This window comes from Micromonospora sp. NPDC048905 (assembly GCF_040649655.1).
Taxonomy (GTDB): domain Bacteria; phylum Actinomycetota; class Actinomycetes; order Mycobacteriales; family Micromonosporaceae; genus Micromonospora.
In genome coordinates this window covers 928,805-945,898 of sequence record NZ_JBEZFV010000001.1, presented here as the reverse complement: position 1 = coordinate 945,898, position 17,094 = coordinate 928,805, and the positions used below count along the sequence as shown (strand labels likewise).

General features: G+C 70.5%; 14 protein-coding genes. 9 read left to right on the top strand and 5 right to left on the bottom strand.

All coding sequences use genetic code 11. The features are described from left to right. The first annotated feature begins 209 nt into the window (after positions 1–209). On the top strand, positions 210–1,976 hold the full coding sequence (gene rny, locus AB0C01_RS04450; RefSeq protein ID WP_357570206.1) for a ribonuclease Y: 1,767 nt from the start codon (positions 210–212) through the stop codon (positions 1,974–1,976). A 105-nt stretch (positions 1,977–2,081) separates the two neighbouring features. On the opposite strand, the gene AB0C01_RS04445 is transcribed toward rny, so the two are convergent. From AB0C01_RS04445 to AB0C01_RS04430, 4 genes are all read right to left on the bottom strand, one after another. Further along, the gene (locus tag AB0C01_RS04445) at positions 2,082–2,966 is read right to left on the bottom strand and encodes an amino acid ABC transporter permease (protein WP_357570205.1); all 885 of its coding nucleotides are present in this window, start codon (positions 2,964–2,966) and stop codon (positions 2,082–2,084) included. Then, positions 2,966–3,640 carry an amino acid ABC transporter permease gene (locus AB0C01_RS04440; protein WP_357247456.1) on the bottom strand — a complete coding sequence of 225 codons (675 nt, stop codon included), beginning with the start codon at positions 3,638–3,640 and terminating at the stop codon, positions 2,966–2,968. Before AB0C01_RS04440 ends, AB0C01_RS04445 begins: the two co-directional genes overlap by 1 nt. Before the next feature lie 84 nt (positions 3,641–3,724). After that, entirely contained in the window at positions 3,725–4,591 is an 867-nt protein-coding gene (locus AB0C01_RS04435) for a glutamate ABC transporter substrate-binding protein (RefSeq protein ID WP_357247459.1), read from the bottom strand. Between the two features lie 57 nt (positions 4,592–4,648). Then, a complete protein-coding gene (locus AB0C01_RS04430; RefSeq protein ID WP_357247462.1) occupies positions 4,649–5,404 on the bottom strand; it encodes an amino acid ABC transporter ATP-binding protein in 756 nt (251 codons plus the stop codon). Positions 5,405–5,599: 195 nt separating this feature from the next. Between AB0C01_RS04430 and selD the strand changes: the two genes are divergently transcribed. Beyond that, entirely contained in the window at positions 5,600–6,589 is a 990-nt protein-coding gene (selD, locus tag AB0C01_RS04425) for a selenide, water dikinase SelD (RefSeq protein ID WP_357570204.1), read from the top strand. A 273-nt stretch (positions 6,590–6,862) separates the two neighbouring features. Further along, the gene (locus AB0C01_RS04420; protein WP_357247467.1) at positions 6,863–7,342 is read left to right on the top strand and encodes a hypothetical protein; all 480 of its coding nucleotides are present in this window, start codon (positions 6,863–6,865) and stop codon (positions 7,340–7,342) included. A gap of 110 nt (positions 7,343–7,452) precedes the next feature. Here the strand turns inward: AB0C01_RS04420 and AB0C01_RS04415 are convergent, their stop codons facing one another. Next, positions 7,453–7,701: a DUF2277 family protein gene (locus AB0C01_RS04415; protein ID WP_357570203.1), complete on the bottom strand. Its 249-nt coding sequence runs from the start codon at positions 7,699–7,701 to the stop codon at positions 7,453–7,455. Between the two features lie 139 nt (positions 7,702–7,840). Between AB0C01_RS04415 and AB0C01_RS04410 the strand changes: the two genes are divergently transcribed. Genes AB0C01_RS04410 through fxsT form a run of 6 tightly spaced genes read left to right on the top strand, consistent with a single transcriptional unit; the run spans position 7,841 to position 17,068 of the window. Continuing rightward, positions 7,841–8,032 carry a hypothetical protein gene (locus tag AB0C01_RS04410; protein WP_357247473.1) on the top strand — a complete coding sequence of 64 codons (192 nt, stop codon included), beginning with the start codon at positions 7,841–7,843 and terminating at the stop codon, positions 8,030–8,032. A 3-nt stretch (positions 8,033–8,035) separates the two neighbouring features. After that, positions 8,036–10,447: an FxsB family cyclophane-forming radical SAM/SPASM peptide maturase gene (locus AB0C01_RS04405; RefSeq protein ID WP_357570202.1), complete on the top strand. Its 2,412-nt coding sequence runs from the start codon at positions 8,036–8,038 to the stop codon at positions 10,445–10,447. Further along, on the top strand, positions 10,440–11,252 hold the full coding sequence (locus tag AB0C01_RS04400) for an AAC(3) family N-acetyltransferase (RefSeq protein ID WP_357247479.1): 813 nt from the start codon (positions 10,440–10,442) through the stop codon (positions 11,250–11,252). Before AB0C01_RS04405 ends, AB0C01_RS04400 begins: the two co-directional genes overlap by 8 nt. A gap of 53 nt (positions 11,253–11,305) precedes the next feature. Next, positions 11,306–11,971, top strand: a complete 666-nt coding sequence (locus tag AB0C01_RS04395; RefSeq protein WP_357247482.1) for a TIR-like protein FxsC — start codon at positions 11,306–11,308, stop codon at positions 11,969–11,971. Next, positions 11,968–13,218, top strand: a complete 1,251-nt coding sequence (locus tag AB0C01_RS04390; protein ID WP_357570201.1) for a TIR-like protein FxsC — start codon at positions 11,968–11,970, stop codon at positions 13,216–13,218. Before AB0C01_RS04395 ends, AB0C01_RS04390 begins: the two co-directional genes overlap by 4 nt. Beyond that, on the top strand, positions 13,208–17,068 hold the full coding sequence (gene fxsT, locus AB0C01_RS04385; protein WP_357570200.1) for an FxSxx-COOH system tetratricopeptide repeat protein: 3,861 nt from the start codon (positions 13,208–13,210) through the stop codon (positions 17,066–17,068). The genes AB0C01_RS04390 and fxsT overlap by 11 nt, the downstream gene beginning before the upstream one ends. Positions 17,069–17,094 lie beyond the last annotated feature (26 nt).

The window sequence follows — 17,094 nt, the reverse complement described above, 5'->3', positions numbered from 1 at the left end:
CCGGAACGCCGCGACAACTGCACCCGGTCGCCGACGTTGCCCGCGGGCACCGCCGGCGGAGAGAGCTACCCACGGCCAGCCGCTCCGGTCGGGCGTCCACAGCCGCAGGAGTGTGCCCCCGGCACGGTCGCTGCGGTCTCGACCTTAGGGGAGGCGGCCATGGCGGGGCGGCGGCACAGGTTCATCGGTAGACCCGACGGGGTCCCGGCATGAACGCGTTCGACGTCGTGCTCCTCGCGGCCGTCCTCGTCCTCGCCGTGGTGGTGATCGGGGCTGTCCTCGTCGGCATCCGGACGCTGCGGCGGATGGGCGCCGCGCCGGCTCCGGAGGATCCCGCCTTCATCGCCGAGAAGGACCGTCAGGAGCAGTCTCTCGCTGCCCTGCGGACCGCAGCCGACGAGGCGAACAGCACGATCGACGTGGCGAAGTCCGCAGCCGCGGCGGCTCGTGCCGAGGCGGCGGCGGCGAAGGCCGAGGCGAAGGCAGCTCGCGCCGAGGCGCGCCGGGTGCTCGACGACGCCCGCGCCGAGGCGGACACCGTCCTGGAGCGCGCCCACAAGCAGGCCGAGGCGGACGCCGAGCAGCTACGGACGACGGCCCGGCGCAGCGGTGAGCGGGAGGTCGCGGTGCTCGCCGCCACCACCCGCGAGCAGGCCGCGGAGGTGGAGCGTCGGGCGGCGCGGATGGACGAGCGGGAGCGGATGCACACCGAGGAGGTGGAGCGGTTCGCCGAGCGGGAGCGGCAGCTCACCGAGGCGCGCGCGGCCCTCGCGACCCGGGAGTCCGCGTTGGCCCGACGGGAGGCCGAGCTCGCCGAGTCCGAGGAACTGCGCCGCCGGGAGTTGGAGCGGGTCGCTGGGCTCAGCGCCGACGCGGCACGACTGGAGCTGGTCGAGGCGATCGAGACCCAGGCCAAGCGGGAGGCGGCGCTGCTGGTGCGCGACATCGAGTCCGATGCGCGCAACACCGCGGACCAGCGGGCCCGCCACATCGTGGTGGACGCGATCCAGCGGGTCGCCAGCGAGCAGACCGCGGAGAGCGTGGTCAGCGTCCTGCACCTGCCCGGTGACGAGATGAAGGGGCGGATCATCGGCCGCGAGGGGCGCAACATCCGCGCCTTCGAGTCGGTGACCGGCGTCAACCTGATCATCGACGACACCCCCGAGGCGGTGCTGCTCTCCTGCTTCGACCCGGTCCGCCGCGAGGTGGGTCGGTTGACCCTGGAGAAGCTCGTCCTGGACGGGCGGATCCACCCGCACCGGATCGAGGAGGTCTACGACCTGGCCCGGCAGGAGGTGGAGCAGCTCTGCCTCCGCGCCGCCGAGGACGCTCTGGTCGAGGTCGGCATCACCGAGATCCACCCGGAGCTGGTGGCCCTGCTCGGTCGCCTCCGCTACCGCACCTCGTACGGGCAGAACGTGCTCAAGCACCTGGTGGAGACCGCGCACATCGCCGGCATCATGGCCGCCGAGCTGCGGCTGGACGTGCCCATCATCAAGCGGTCGGCATTCCTGCACGACATCGGCAAGGCGCTCACCCACGAGGTGGAGGGCAGCCACGCCATCATCGGCGCGGACCTGGCCCGCAAGTACGGCGAGCACGAGGACGTGGTGCACGCCATCGAGGCGCACCACAACGAGGTGCCGCCGCAGACCATCGAGGCCGTACTGACCCAGGCGTCCGACGCCTGTTCCGGTGGTCGGCCGGGCGCGCGCCGGGAGAGCCTGGAGGCGTACGTCAAGCGGCTGGAGCGGATCGAGGAGATCGCGGCCGGCAAGCTCGGCGTGGACAAGGTCTTCGCCATGCAGGCCGGCCGGGAGATCCGGGTGATGGTCAAGCCGGACGACGTGGACGACATCGGCGCGGCCGTGCTGGCCCGTGACGTGGCCAAGCAGATCGAGGAGGAGCTGACCTACCCGGGTCAGATCCGGGTCACCGTGGTCCGCGAGTCCCGGGTCACCGAGATCGCCCGCTGACCGGCCCGCTCACCACGAGTTCAGCAATATCGGGGTGTCCCCAAGGAGGGGACACCCCGATATCAAGAAAAGCGCCGGGCGGCCCGGCGGGAAGCACGCCGCCGGTCAGCCCTGCGGTTCGCTGACCGTGTGGACGCCGACCGGCGTGGCGTCGGTGGCGGTCCGTCGCTGGGCGCGGAAGCCACGCCGACGGCTGCGCCGGTCCAGCCAGTTGGCGAGCGCGGTGAGCAGTGAGTTGATCACGATGTAGATCGCGGCCACCACGATGGCCGCGGCGACGATGTTGCCCTTGTTCGCGGCGAGGTCGTTGACGCCGCGCTGGAGCAGCTCCGGGTAGGAGACGATGTAGCCCAGCGCGGTGTCCTTGAGCAGCACCACGAGTTGGCTGACGATGACCGGCAGCATCGCCCGGGCGGCCTGCGGCACGAGGATCAGCTGCATGACCTGGCTCTTGCGCATGCCGATCGCGTACGCGGCCTCGGACTGCCCGCCGGGCAGCGAGCGGATCCCAGCCCGGAACGCCTCCGCGAGGACCGAACCGTTGTACAGCGTCAGCCCGATCACGACGGCCCAGAAGGCGGTCACCGCCCCGTCGATCACGAACGGCACGCCGTAGAAGATGAAGAAGATCATGAGGAGCAGCGGTACGGCGCGGAAGAACTCGACCACCGCGCCGGACGGAATGCTGATCCAGCGACGCTCGGAGAGCCGGCCGACCGCGAAGATGATGCCGAACGCCAGCGAGAGCACCATGCCGGTCGCGGCCGCCTTGAGCGTGGCGAGCAGGCCGGGCCCGATGAACTGGGTCCACGTCGTGGCCTCGGTGAAGGGCTTCCAGAGCTGCCCGTCCCACTGGCCCGCCTCGTCGAACTTGGCGTAGATCCACCAGAGCAGCCCGGCCAGGGCGACCCCGAAGACGACGGTCAGTGCCGCGTTGCGGATGCGTGCCCGAGGCCCCGGGTGGTCGTAGAGGACGGAGTCGGTGCTCATCAGCGCTTCACCGCCAGTCGATTGGCCAGCCAGCCGAAGGCGTAGCCGGTGGGGATCAGGAACGCGGCGAAGGTGCCGGCGAAGACCAGGAAGATCATGATGACCGCGTCGCCGTTGTCGTTGATCAACTGCTTCATCACGTTTGAGGACTCCATCAACCCGATCGTGCCGACGATCGTGGCGTTCTTGCAGAGCGCGATCAGGATGCTGCCCAGCGGCGCGATCACGGAGCGCGTGGCCTGGGGCAGCACCACGATCCGCAGGGTCTGCATGAAGGTGAGACCGATCGCGCGGGCCGCCTCGGCCTGACCGGTGGGCACCGTGTTGACGCCGGAGCGCAGCGCCTCACAGACGAAGGAGGCCGTGTAGACCGACAGGCCGACGACCCCGAGCCAGAAGTTGTTCAGGTCCAGGTCGTCGGAGAGGCTCAGGCCGAGGTTGGAGTACAGCCCGAAGTAGCAGAAGAAGACCACCAGGGTCAGCGGTGTGTTGCGGAAGATGTTGACCCAGGCCGCCCCGAAGCCGCGCAGCACGGGGACCGGCGAGACCCGCATGGCGGCGAGCACCAGGCCGAGCGCCAGCGCGAACAACGCCGACGCGCCGGTCAGCTTGAGGATCCAGAGAAAACCCGACAGGTACGCGTCGAAGTTCGTCGGATCAGCGAATACGTGCATGCGTCGGCTCCCGGGGGCAGGTCGTCGGCGTCGTCACGGACCGGGGGCCGACACCCGTGATCGGGTGCCGGCCCCCGGGACCGGTCAGACGCTGCCGCAGTTGGTCAGCTTGGTGGTGTCCAGCTCGGGTGCGGCCTTGCCGCTCTTGCCCAGGCTGGAGTCCCAGGCGGCCTTGTAGGTGCCGTCCGAGGCGGCGGTCTTGAGGATCTCGTTGACCTTCTCGCAGCCGTCCTTGTCGTCCTTCTTCAGGCCGATGCCGTAGGGCTCGTTGGAGAAGGTCTTGCCGACCACCTTGAACTTGCCGGCGTACTGCGACTGGGCGGCGTAGCCGGCGAGGATGATGTCATCCGTGGTGACGGCGTCGACCTGGCCGTTCTCCAGCAGCGGCAGGCACTTGGAGTACGCGTCGAACTGCTGGAGCTTCGCCTTCGGGTAGTCCGACTGGATCCGCTTGGCGGGCGTGGAGCCCGAGGCCGAGCAGACCTTCTTGCCCTCCAGGCCCTCGGGGCCGGTGATCGTCGAGTCGGCCTTGACGAGCAGGTCCTGGCCGGCGATGAAGTATGGGCCAGCGAAGTTGACCTTCTGCTTGCGCTCGTCGTTGATGGTGTACGTGGCCACCACCAGGTCGACGGTGCCCTGCTGGATGAAGGGCTCCCGGTTGTTGGAGACCGTCGTCTTCCACTCGATGTTGTTCGCCTCGACTCCGAGGCCCTTGGCAATGATCTTGCCAATTTCGATGTCGAAGCCCTCGTACTGGCTGCCGGTCTGCAGACCCAGGCCGGGCTGGTCGGCCTTGACGCCGATGACGAGCTTCTTCTGCTTCTCCGCCTTGCCGACGATGCCCTTGGCGCCCGAGCTGCCGGTGCTGCCGCCTTCGTCCCCGCCACAGGCGGTCATGGTGACGGCCAGAGCCGCGACCGCGGCGACTGCCGCAATGCGCTTGATACGCATACTCTTCTCCTTCTTCGACGGAGCCCACCGAGGTGCGGCGCGCTCCACTACGGACGCCTAGTGCGTGAGGATCTTGGAGAGGAAGTCCTTCGCCCGCTCGCTGCGCGGGTTCTCGAAGAACTCCGCCGGGGAGGCGTCCTCGACGAGCTTGCCGTCGGCCATGAAGATGACCCGGTTGGCCGCGTGCCGGGCGAAGCCCATCTCGTGGGTGACCACGACCATCGTCATGCCGTCGCGGGCCAGCGAGGTCATCACGTCGAGCACCTCGCCGACCATCTCCGGGTCGAGGGCGCTCGTCGGCTCGTCGAAGAGCATCGCCTTCGGCTGCATGGCCAGCGCTCGGGCGATGGCCACGCGCTGCTGCTGGCCGCCGGAGAGCTGAGCCGGGAACTTGTCCGCCTGGTTGCCGATGCCGACCCGGTCGAGCAGGGCCAGGCCGCGCTCGCGGGCGGCGGCCGGCTTCTCCTTGCGGACCTTGATCGGGCCGAGGGTGACGTTCTCCAGGATGGTCTTGTGCGCGAAGAGGTTGAAGGACTGGAAGACCATGCCCACCTCGCTGCGCAGCTTGGCGAGGGGCTTGCCCTCCGCCGGCAGCGGCTGACCGTCGAAGGTGATGCTGCCGGAGCTGATCGGTTCCAGTCGGTTGATGGCGCGGCACAGCGTCGACTTGCCGGAGCCGGACGGGCCGATCACCACGACCACCTCACCCCGACCCACCGACAATGAGACGTCGTCCAGCACGTGCAGCGGCCCGAACCACTTGTTGACCGCGTCCAGCACGATGAGCGGTTCGCCCGTCGTCACGTCGTCCACCGTCCCCTGTCGTCTCCCGGATCGGGGTCGGTTGACCCCCGGTGCGGCCACTGTAGGCGGCCTGATGTGGCGGTATGCAACTCGGCGGGTCACGGAGCGATAACACCGGTAACGATCGTCGGCGAGCGTCCGATTCTGGTCACTGCGCGGGTGACAACGGTGGCGATCGTGGCGCGTTGTCGAGATCATGGGGGGATGACCGAACCGGTACGCCTGACCCGTTACGCCCGTGGTGGCGGCTGCGCCTGCAAGATCCCGCCGGGTGAGTTGGAGATCATGGTGTCCGGTCTCGGGCCGGCCACCGGAACCGCGGAGCTGCTGGTCGGGCTGGACCACGGTGACGACGCGGCGGTGGTCCGCCTGGACGAGCGGACCGGGCTGGTCACCACCGCCGACTTCTTCACCCCGGTGGTCGACGACGCGTACGACTGGGGTCGGATCGCCGCCGCCAACGCGCTCTCCGACGTGTACGCGATGGGCGGCACCCCGTTGGTCGCGCTCAACCTGCTCTGCTGGCCCCGCGACGTGCTGCCGATGGAGTTGGCCGGCGAGGTCCTGCGCGGCGGCCAGGACGTGGCGCGGGAGGCCGGCTGTCACCTGGCCGGCGGCCACAGCGTGGACGACGACGGCCCGAAGTACGGGCTCGCGGTCACCGGCACGGTCCGTCCGGAGGAGTTGATCACTCTCGACGCCGGAGTGGCCGGAATCCCGTTGTCGTTGACGAAGCCGCTCGGGGTGGGTGTGCTCAACACCCGACACAAGGCCACCGGTGAGACCTTTCCGGAGGCGGTGGCCTCGATGAGCGCGCTCAACCGGGACGCCGCCCGTGCGGCGGTCGCCGCCGGCATCCGCTGTGGCACCGACGTGACCGGGTTCGGGCTGCTCGGGCACGCCTCGAAGCTGGCCCGGGCCAGCCAGCTCACGGTGGCCATCGACGCGGCCAGCGTGCCGTACCTGGCGGGTGCCCGGGAGGCGCTGCGCGACGGGTACGTCAGCGGCGGCAGCCGGCGCAACCTGGAGTGGGTCACGCCGTGGACCGATTTCGGCACCGTGGGGGAGGACGAGCGGTTGCTGCTGGCCGACGCGCAGACCTCCGGCGGCCTGCTGGTCGCCGGTGAGGTTCCGGGTGCTCCCGTGGTGGGTGAGTTGCTGCCGCGCGGCGAGCACCTCGTCGTCCTGCGCTGACCGTTTCCGCTGGTCGACGCCGGATGCGCGGTGGTCACGCTCGCCGGACACGCGAGTTCGGTTCGCCGGACACGCGGTCGCGGTGGTGCGGCCGGTGCACCATAGCCGATAAACTGTCACCTTCCCGCTACTCCGAGCAATGCGGCTCAGGGAAATTTGGCCCGGAATGGTCACAGACCGGTAACTTGCCCCCGCCTGGGGTCAAATGCCCCCCACCATCGTGAGTAAGGCCCGATCCGGAGGCCGGTGGGACGAACGCAGCGAGGAGGCGGAATGACCGAGCTGTGGAACTGGAGAATCGACGGGGCTCGACCCGTGGAGGTCTACCCGGCGCTGGCCGAGGCGCTTGGTCGGGTGGTGATGCCGCTGGCGGTGGCCGACCCAGCCCGACTGCCTGCGTACGCGGTGGTGTGCGACGTCTGGGAGGCGCCGGGCGAGTTCGCGACGGTGGTGGATTGCTACGGGGTGCCCGAGCGGCTCTCCGAGCACGCCAGCATCGCCGCGCTCGCTCGACTGTTGGGCCGCAACTGCCTGTTGCGCGACGACACGCTCGACGCGGGCCGGCACCTGCTCGTCGCCCCGGACGGCACGGTCCGTCCGGTGCACTTCGACGTACGGGACACCGAGGACGGTGAGGTGCTCAGCAGGCACCGGCTCTGCACGGTGGGCGACCCGGGCTGTCGGGGCTGGTCGCAGTGCCACCGTTCACGCTGGGCGCCGGACACGGTCGTCCCGGCGCTCGCCGCGGCCTGACCTTCGGCCAAGGGTTCGGGCGCGAATCGCCGCGGCCGGACCCGCCAGAGGGGCGGCCCGGGTGCCGCAACAGCAGGTCGGTCCGCCCCCGGGGTCAGGTGGTGCGGCGATCAGGTGGTGGCGGTGGCCTGCCGGTCCGGGGTGCCCGATCCGGCGCCCCGCACCACCAGTTGGTCGAGCAGGTCGCGCGTCGCCGCGGTCACGGCGGCCACCGCGGCGTCGAACGCGGCGGCGTTGTGTGCGGCGGGCGCCCGGAAGCCAGAGATCTTCCGGACGTACTGCAACGCCGCCGCCTCGACATCCGCGTCGGTCACCTGCGGGGTGAACGGCTCACGCAGCGTCTTGATGCTCCGGCACATGTGACTTCCTCCTCGGTTGGTGCGCTACTTGACCAACGATGGCATCGTTGGGGCTGTTGCCTATTCTGGTGGCGCGTCAGGGCCCTCGGGCCGTCCATCACACCTCCCGTGGCGCGTCCGCGGGACCCGGAGACTCACTGTGGACCAGAAGCCCGCATCGCCCGCCGGTCGCAGTTTCGACCCGATCGCGTCGATCCTGAGGACTCGGCTCGATCAGGTTACGGCCGAGCACCCCGAGACGGTCGACGTGCTCCTGCGCCGCGTCCTCCCTCCGGCGACCGGTCCGGCGGAGACGGTCGTGCCCATCGCCGCCTTCAACTCGGCCATCTGACCCATGATGGCTGGGCGATCCGCGCCGGCTCCGCCCAGCGCTGCGATCAGCCAGTACGTCCTGAAGGTGCATAGCCGCTGTGATCTCAGCTGCGATCACTGCTACGTCTACGAGCACGTCGACCAGACCTGGCGGGGCCGGCCGCGCGAGATGGCCGCGGCGACGCTGGACGCCGCCGCAGCCCGGATAGCCGAGCATGCCACGGCACGCGATCTGCCGGTGGTCCACGTCGTGTTGCACGGCGGCGAACCGTTGCTGCTCGGTCCGGCCCGGATGCGGCAGATCCTCAACGGGCTGCGAACGGTGATCGACCCGGTCGCCCCGCTCGATCTGCGGTTGCAGACCAACGGCGTCCGGCTCGATCCCGCGTTCTGCGACCTCTTCGTCGAGTACGACGTCAAGGTGGGGGTCTCCCTGGACGGCGACCGCGTTGCCAACGACCGGCACCGCCGCTTCGCCAACGGCGCCAGCAGCCACGATCCGGTCCGACAGGCCCTGGCCCTGCTCCGGCGCCCCGAGTACCGCGCCAGCTACGCCGGGATCCTCTGCACGGTGGACGTGGCCAACGACCCGGAGGCGGTCTACGCGGCGCTGCTCGCCGAGGAGCCACCCCGGATCGACCTGCTGCTGCCCCACCACACCTGGGATCATCCACCGGTTCGACCGGGCGGCTCCCCGACCCCCTACGCCGACTGGCTGGGCCGGATCTACCGGCGGTGGGTGAACGACGGCCGGCCGGTGTCGATCCGCCTGTTCGACGCGTTGTGCCCCGGCGGGACGCCCGCGGGCACGGAGGCTGTCGGCCTCGGGCCGGCCGACCTGCTGGTGGTCGAGACCGACGGCACCTGGGAGCAGACGGACTCGCTGAAGGTGGCGTACGACGGCGCCGCGGGAACCGGCCGAACGGTCTTCGACCACACGGTGGACGAGGCGGCGCGGCATCCCGGGGTGGCCACCCGGCAGACCGGGCTGGCCGGGCTCTCCTCGATCTGCCAGTCCTGCCCAGTGGTCGCGCGCTGCGGCGGCGGGCTCTACGCGCACCGCTACCGGACCGGCGCCGGGTTCGACAACCCGTCGGTCTACTGCGCCGACCTCCGAAAGTTGATCTCAATCATCGACCGGCACCCGCCCGGGTCGGCCCCGACAGTCGACCGTGCGGCGGCGCCGCGACCGCCCGGGGAGATTCCCCCTCCTCGGCGGTCGCCGGACCGGCCGGACGCCGAACCGGTGCCGCTCGATGTGGAGCGGATCCTGGACGATCTCGCCGGCGGAGGTGGTGGCCCGGAATCGATCGCGTTCCTGGTCGACGCCGAGTTGGCCATCGTCCGCGCGCTCCTGGCGGCCAGCCGGGATGCGACGGCGCCCGGCCCCGGATGGGACCTCCTCGTCGACCTGGACACGACCGCGCCGGCAACGCTCCGTACCGTGCTCCGACATCCATTTCTACGCCCGCGCCTGACCAGTCTGCTGTCGGGTCCCCGGCAACCCGGGTCGCGATCCCCCGAACCCGACCCGGTCGCCGCGCTCGCCGCGGCCGCCGCCGTTCGCGCCGGAATTTCCGCCGAGGTCCAGGTCCCCGTCGCTGGTGGCGAGGTCTTCCTGCCCACGCTGGGCGCATTCCGGATGCCGTCGACGGGGATCGACACCGTGGTGCTCACCGTCCGTCCTGGCGGCTTCCGGTTACTCGCCGGATCCGAACCGTACGACGTCAGGTTGGACGAGCCGGCCGGCTGGCCCTCGGGATGGCGGCCGACCCGACGGAGCGGGTTGCCCGGCCACGAGGTGATCATCGAGGACCTGGACCCGGCACGGGACTGCTACGGGCAGTCGGTACGGGAACGCCTGGCGGAGCGGCCGGCCGCCGATCTGGTGGAAACGGTCACCGAGGCGTGGCGGCTTGCCGAACGGGATGTCCCCCGCCACGCGACGGCGATGAGGGTGGGAATGCGCGCTGTCGTTCCACTGGACACCTCGCCTACGGGCGCACTGCGCAGTGCCACCGCGCGCGCCGCCTTCGGCGCCGTGGCGGTGGGGCCGGTCGCCGACCCGGAGACCCTCGCCGTGCTGCTCGTGCACGAGTGGCAGCACTCCAAACTCGGTGCGGTGCTGGACCTGTACGACCTGGTCGAACCGGGATCGCCGGTCCGGCTGTCGGTTCCCTGGCGTCCCGATCCGCGGCCAGCCGAAGGGGTGCTCCAGGGCGCGTACGCCCACCTGGCGATTGCCGAGGTATGGCATGCCCGCGCGGTCGCCGACCGACCCGCTGATCGGACGGCCGCGACCCACGCCGACCGATTCCACCGCTGGACGGGTGAGGCGCTCGACGAGTTGGCGGCGAGCCGTTCGTTGACCGCAGCCGGGGACCGTTTCGTCGCGGGGCTGGGACGTGCGCTGGCGGGGCTGGTTCGTGGCTGACCCGCAAACGCCCCCGTTCGACGTCGGCACCGTCGCCGCCGAGTTGCGCGCCGCAGGTCTCGCCGCCGGGCAAGACGTCCTGGTGCACTCGTCACTGCGGCGGGTGGGCCCGCTGGCCAAGGGGGCGGAGACCCTGGTCGAGGCGCTCAGCGCGGTGCTCGGTCCGCGGGGCACGCTCGTCGTGCCGACCCACAACGCGGGCAACTCGACGACCTCACGTACCTGGCACGAGGCGACCCGGGGGATGAGCGCCGACGAGCGGCTCCGGTACGAGGCGACCCTGCCGGGCTGGGACCGCGGGCGCACTCCCGCGCAGGGTGTCGGCGCATTGGCCGAGTACGTACGCCTTCTGCCGGGAGCCGTGCGCAGTGACCACCCGCAGACCTCGTTCGCCGCCGTCGGACGCCGGGCCGAGTCGCTGACGGCCGATCATGCCCTGGACTGCCACCTTGGGCAGCGGTCGCCGATTGGTCGGATGTACGACAGCCGGGGCCACGTGCTGCTCCTCGGGGTCGGCTACGAGGCGTGCACCGCTCTGCACCTGGCCGAGTACCGACTGCCCAGCGTGACGACAAAGGCCTATCGCTGTTACCGTCAGGTCGACGGAGGGCGGCTGCGCTGCGACTTCGTCGCGCCGGAGTTGGACGACAGCGACTTCGACGATCTCGGCTCGTGCCTGGACGATCAGCCCTTCGTGCGTCGTGCCACGGTTGGTCGGGCGATCAGCCGACTGCTACCGATACCCGCCACAGTGGACTTCGCCGTAGAGTGGTTCGTCAGCAACCGGATCAGCCCGAACCATTGACGGACGCCTTACGTTAAGAATCCGGTCGCTTTCCGGCCGGCGGAGGAACGACGGTGAGCGAAGCGGTGGCGGTCGTCAATTCGCGAACCCCGCTGTTCTTCGTGAGCTATTCCCGTCCGACGGTCCGGCGGGCCGGAAACAACCCCCAGGAGTACGTCTTCCGGTTCTTCGACGACCTCTCCACGCACGTCAGCGAGCTGGTCGGGCTGCCGACCGGGGTGGATCCCGGGTTCATGGACAGCACGCTCTCCGGCGGTGAGCGGTGGACCCCCGAACTGCTGAACGCGGCCGGCACCTGCCAGGTTTTCATCCCCTTGGTGTCCAGCTCTTTCATCACCAGCACATGGTGTGCGATGGAGTGGCACGCCTTCGCGCGACGCCGTATCGAGCCGCTGAGTCCAGGTGCCTCCGCGCATGAGACGGCGATCGTGCCCGTCAACTGGTCGCCCACTGCCGAGGCGGCACTGCCCCCGAGCCTCCGTGCCATCCAACGGTTCTCGCCAACCGCGATACGGGACGACAACTCCGTCGCGCGCCAGTACGAGCAGGAGGGGGTCTACGGGTTGCTGACCATGCAGATGGAACAGGCGTACCGCGCGGTGGTGTGGCGTCTGGCCCAGCGGGTGGTGGCGATCCACCGGGCCTACCGCGTCCATCCGCTGGTGCCGAAGGGTGTCGACGAGTTGCGCACGGTCTTCACCGAGGAGGCAGCCGTATGACGCCGCTCACCGCCGCGGGGGCGGCACCGACGCGAGAGACGTACTTCTTCCTCAGCTATGCGCATTCCGCACCCGTGCGGAGCGCCCGCACCGAAACCGACGTCTGGGTCCGCCGGTTCTTCGCCGACCTGTCGAACGAGGTGGGTCGGCTGGCGTCCCCACGGCCGGGCGTGGAGATCGGCTTCATCGACCAGCACATCCCCCCGGGCGCCGACGTGAAGGCGGCCCTGGCGGGTGCCCTCGGCGCGGCCCAGGTGTTCGTGCCGCTCTACTCGCCGGGCTACTTCAACAGGCCGTGGGCGCTGGGCGAGCAGAAATCCTTCCTGGCCAGACTGCTCACGGCCGCGGGCGCGGGGTCGGTGCCTCCCGTCGTGGCGGCCGAACACGTGGCACCGGTGCTCTGGATCCCGATCCCCAGTTGGGAAGCCCATCCCGAGCTCGATGCGGCACTGGCCCTGGGACGGGACGTCCCCGAGTACGCCGAGAACGGCATGCGAGCGCTCTGCATGCTCAACGCCTACCAGGACCAGTATCGGGTCCTGCTCGGGCGGCTGGCCCGGCGGATCGTGGAGCCCACCCAGCGGTTCTGGCTGCGCCCGTCCCGAGCGCCGGCCCTGGATGAGGTGTCGCGGCAGACCTCGGCAGACCCGGCGTTCGTGGTGGCGGTGCTGGCGCCCACCCGGGATCGGCCGCCGCAGGGACGGGAGCCGTCCTCGTACGCCGAGCGCAGTTCGCTCTGGCGCCCGTTCGGCGCATTACAGGAACTCCCGTTGGCCGAGTACGCCGCGAGCACCGCCGAGCGACTCGGTCTGCCGGTGCGCACCACCGACTTCGCCGACGCCGAGGACCTGCTCGAGATCCGTCCGGGTGTCGTCCTGATCGACCCGTGGATCACCGAGCTGCCCGGCGGCGTGTCCACCCTGCGGGCCGCCGCGCGGGCGCTTCCGCAGTGGGCGGTCCCGCTCGTGGTGACCGACGCCGACGACCCGCGCGACGCGCAGCGCAGCGCCGATCTGGCCCGGCTTGCGCTCGGCGTGCTCCAGGACGCGGGAATGACACGAGCCCGGTGGGTCGGCCGCATGGACGAGTTCGCCGGATTGATGCCGACCCTGGTGACCGAGGCCCGGCGGCTCTACCTGAAGCACGGCGCGGTGTTCCCGGCATCGGGGCCGGGCACCCGGCCACCCAGCCTGCGCACCCCGGTCCCGTCATCGTTCAAAGCCCCGGAGGTGCCCGATGAGGAGTGAGCGCGACGGAAAGATAGTCACCTTCTACTCGTTCAAGGGTGGAACGGGCCGGACGATGGCGCTGGCCAACGTCGCGTGGATCCTGGCAGCCAACGGCAAGCGGGTGCTGGTCACCGACTGGGATCTCGAATCGCCCGGCCTGCACCGCTTCTTCCACCCTTTCCTGGAGGAGGCGACGATCGGCGGGACCGGCGGGGTCATCGACCTGATCCGGAACTACGAGTCGGAGACCATCCTCGAGGCGGCACGGCCGGAGGGCTGGGTCGAGCGGTGCGCCCGGGTCAGCCTGCACGCGTTCTCGCTGCGCTGGGAGTTCCCGGGCGGTGGCGGGTTGGACTTCCTCTCCGCCGGCCGGCAGGACAGCTACTACGCCACCTCGTTGAGCGGCCTGGACTGGGACACCTTCTATAACCGGCTGAATGGCGACCGGTTCTTCAAGGCGCTGCGCGCGGACATGAAACGCGAGTACGACTACACCCTGATCGACAGCAGGACCGGGCTCAGCGACGTCGCCGACATCTGCACGCTGCACCTGCCGGACATCCTGGTGGACTGCTTCACCCTCAGCGACCAGGGCATCGACGGCGGGGCTCGGGTCGCCCGCACCGCCGAGCACCACCGAGAGCGCGACATCCGGATCCTGCCGGCGCCGATGCGGGTCGACCAGGCGGAGAAGGAGAAGGCCGACGCCGGACGGGCGCTCGCGATGCGCCGATTCACCGGGCTCCCCACCGGTATGACGGAGGAGGAGCGCCGGCGCTACTGGGCGGCGGTGGAGGTGCCGTACCGACCCTTCTACGCGTACGAGGAGACGCTGGCGACCTTCGGCGACGATCCCGGCTCGCCCACCTCACTGCTGGCCGCGTTCGAGAGGCTCACCGCGGAGCTGACCGACGGCGAGGTGAGCGCGATGCCGCCGATGGACGAGTCGGTGCGCGAGCGGCAGAAGGCCCGCTTCCGGCGCCGCTCCGCGCTCCCCGACGACCTCCTGCTCCGCTACGCCCCGGAGGACGCGGTCTGGGCGGAATGGATCGAGAAAGTGCTCAGCTCCACCGGTGTCGAGGTCGTCGACGGCACCCGACCGGCCGAGCCCCGCGCCAAGCCACCGGCCCGTACGCTGACCATTCTCTCCTCGGCCTACGTGGCGCTGCCCCCTGCGGCACTGCCCCCGCGCGACCCGGCCGCTGGCACCACTCCGCTCGCGGTCTACGTGAGTGATCTTCGGCCCCTCGCGGAGTTCCCGGTGGCCTCGTCCACCAGTCTGTTCAACGTCAGCGCCGAGGAGGCCGCGGAGCGGCTGTTTCGGCTGGTGGACCGACCGCCGCCGCTGCGTGCCGACGATCCGGCCGACGCCGGCCTGCGCTTCCCGGCCGCCGAGCCTGCCGTCTTCGAGGCCCCAGACCGCAACGCGCGCTTCACCGGCCGCGAAGGTGAGCTGGCCTACCTGCGTCGACACCTGACCCCCGCCAAGCCGGTCGCCCTTCAGGGGATGGACGGTGTCGGCAAGACCGAACTCGCCCTGGAGTACGTACACCGGTTCAAGTCGGCCTACGACGTGGTCTGGTGGATCACCATCGGCGCGACAGAGTCGGCCGGCGCCGACGTGGAGAAGTCCCTGGCGGCCTTCGCCGCCCGGCTCGGTGTCGGTGGCCACCCGGACCGGGCTGACGACGTCCGGGCGGTGCGGGAGGCGCTCGGGCGGGGTGAGCGCTGGCGGTGGCTGCTGGTGATCGACAACGCCGAGGAGGTCGACCCGGTCGAGGGCTTTCTGCCGACCGGCGGTGGCCACGTGTTGCTCACCTCCCGCAGCCCGACCTGGGCGGAGTTGGCCACCCTGGTCCAGGTCGACGTCTTTGCCCGCGCGAAGAGCGTCGCCCACCTGCGACGCCGGGTGCCCTCCCTCACCGAAGAGGAGGCCGGGCGGATCGCCGACGCGTTGGGGGACCTGGCGGTCGCGGTGGCCGCCGCCGGCGCGTACCTGGCGGACACCGGTACCTCGGTCGACGCGTACCTGGAGCAGATCGAGTGGCACGGGCCCACCGCCCTCTCCGTGGAGGCCACCTGGAACCTGTCGCTGGCACGGTTGCGTACGCAGTTCCCGGCGGCGTTCCGCTTGTTGCAGCTCTGCTCGGTGCTGGCCCCGGAGATCCACACGGACCTGCTGCTGGAGAACGACGAGATGGCTGCGGCGCTGAAGCCGTTCGACCCCGAGGTTTCCCAGCGCGAGGTGCGGGGGCGGTTGGTCCAGCAGATGAACCGGTCGGCGCTGGTCACGATCCACACATCGGAGAAGCGGGTGCTGGTGCACCGGCTGCTCCAGGCGGCGGTCCGGGAAACGATGACCGTGCAGGAACTCGCCGACGCCCGGCACCAGGTGCACCAGGTGCTGGCTGAAGCCCGCCCCAAGGGCGACACCGACGATCCACAGACCTGGGACACGTTCCGGATGCTCTGGCCGCACTTCGAGCCCTCCGGCGTGGTCAGCAGCCAGGATGAGTCGGCCCGCGAGTTGATTATCGACCGGGTGCGGTATCTGTGGCGTCGGGGTGACCTCGATCAGGCGAACGCGTTCGCCGCGGAGGCCGACGAAGTCTGGTCGGCGGGGCTGGACCGCCTCCAGGGCACCCACGAGGTCGCCACGCTGCTCCGGCAGTTGCTGCACCTGCGCTTCAACCGTGGGAACGTGCTGCGGGCACTGGCCCGCTACGACGAGGCCCTCGCCCTCGACGAGCAGGTCCTTGGAGAGCAGCGGGAGCTCCTGGACAACCGGCATCCGCACACCCTGATGACGGCCGGGAGCCTGGGCGCCGATCTGCGGGCGGTCGGCCGCTACGCCGAGGCGCTCGAGCACGACAAGAAGACCTACGACCTCTGGAGTGAGGAGTTCGGCGAACAGCATCCGCGGACGCTCATCGCGGGCAACAACCTCGCGCACTCCTATCGCCTCGTCGGCGATTTCGAGTCGGCGCGCAACGGGGACGATGCCGTTCTCCATCACCGCCGGCTCGTGCACGGCCCGGAACACCCGTACACGCTGCACTCGATCGCGCAACTGGCACGCGACCTGCGAGAGGCCGGCGAATACGGCAAATCGGCGGCGATGCTGGTCGGCCTCCGTGATCAACTCACCGGCCTGAAGGAGATGGGCAGCGAGGCGGGGGACACCTTGAACGCCCAGGTCAGCCTCGCGGTGTCGCAGCGTTGTGCGGGTCAGGAGACGCAAGCAGCCGGACTGCTCGACTCGGCGTACCCGGTGCTCGAGGCAAAGTTCGGGCGGGACAATCCCGAAACCCTGATCTGCCGGGCGGCTCTGGTGGCCAATCTGCTGGCACTCGGCAAGAACGACCGCGCCGTGGCCGAGGCCGAGCAGGTGGCGATGATCTACGAGCGGCGGCTGGGTGCCCGCCACCCGCACACCCTCGGTGCGCTCAGCAACCTTGCCGTCGCGCAGCGAGCCGTGGGGCGGGCCACCCAGGCCCGCGCCACGGCCGAACGGGCCGCCAGCGCGCTGCGCGAGGTGCTCGGGCCGGACCACCCGCACACCCTCGCGGCGGAGGAGAACTTCGGCATCTGTCTCGCCGAGGAGGGCAGCCGGGATGCCGCGATCGATTGCCTCCGCGCGACCGCGGACCGTTGGGATGGCAAGTCCGGAGTGAGCCATCCGGACGCCCTGCGTTGCCGGGCGAACCTGGATCTCGTCCTGCGGGAGAGCGACGGCGACCGGCCGTCGGCGGCGATCACCAACCCGGTCGTCAAGCTGGGCGAGGTGGTCGCGGCCGATCATCCAAGCGTGCGCGCGCTGCGGGAGGGGCGGCTGGTCGCCCGGATCATCGACCCGCAACCGTTCTGATCGGGCATGACGCCCGGTCCAGAGAG

Coding starts and splice junctions, on each gene's coding strand:
- rny (WP_357570206.1), top strand. CDS start 210: ATGAACGCGTTCGACGTCGTGCTCCTCGCGGCCGTCCTCGTCCTCGCC.
- AB0C01_RS04445 (WP_357570205.1), bottom strand. CDS start 2,966: ATGAGCACCGACTCCGTCCTCTACGACCACCCGGGGCCTCGGGCACGC.
- AB0C01_RS04440 (WP_357247456.1), bottom strand. CDS start 3,640: ATGCACGTATTCGCTGATCCGACGAACTTCGACGCGTACCTGTCGGGT.
- AB0C01_RS04435 (WP_357247459.1), bottom strand. CDS start 4,591: ATGCGTATCAAGCGCATTGCGGCAGTCGCCGCGGTCGCGGCTCTGGCC.
- selD (WP_357570204.1), top strand. CDS start 5,600: ATGACCGAACCGGTACGCCTGACCCGTTACGCCCGTGGTGGCGGCTGC.
- AB0C01_RS04420 (WP_357247467.1), top strand. CDS start 6,863: ATGACCGAGCTGTGGAACTGGAGAATCGACGGGGCTCGACCCGTGGAG.
- AB0C01_RS04415 (WP_357570203.1), bottom strand. CDS start 7,701: ATGTGCCGGAGCATCAAGACGCTGCGTGAGCCGTTCACCCCGCAGGTG.
- AB0C01_RS04405 (WP_357570202.1), top strand. CDS start 8,036: ATGATGGCTGGGCGATCCGCGCCGGCTCCGCCCAGCGCTGCGATCAGC.
- AB0C01_RS04390 (WP_357570201.1), top strand. CDS start 11,968: ATGACGCCGCTCACCGCCGCGGGGGCGGCACCGACGCGAGAGACGTAC.
- fxsT (WP_357570200.1), top strand. CDS start 13,208: ATGAGGAGTGAGCGCGACGGAAAGATAGTCACCTTCTACTCGTTCAAG.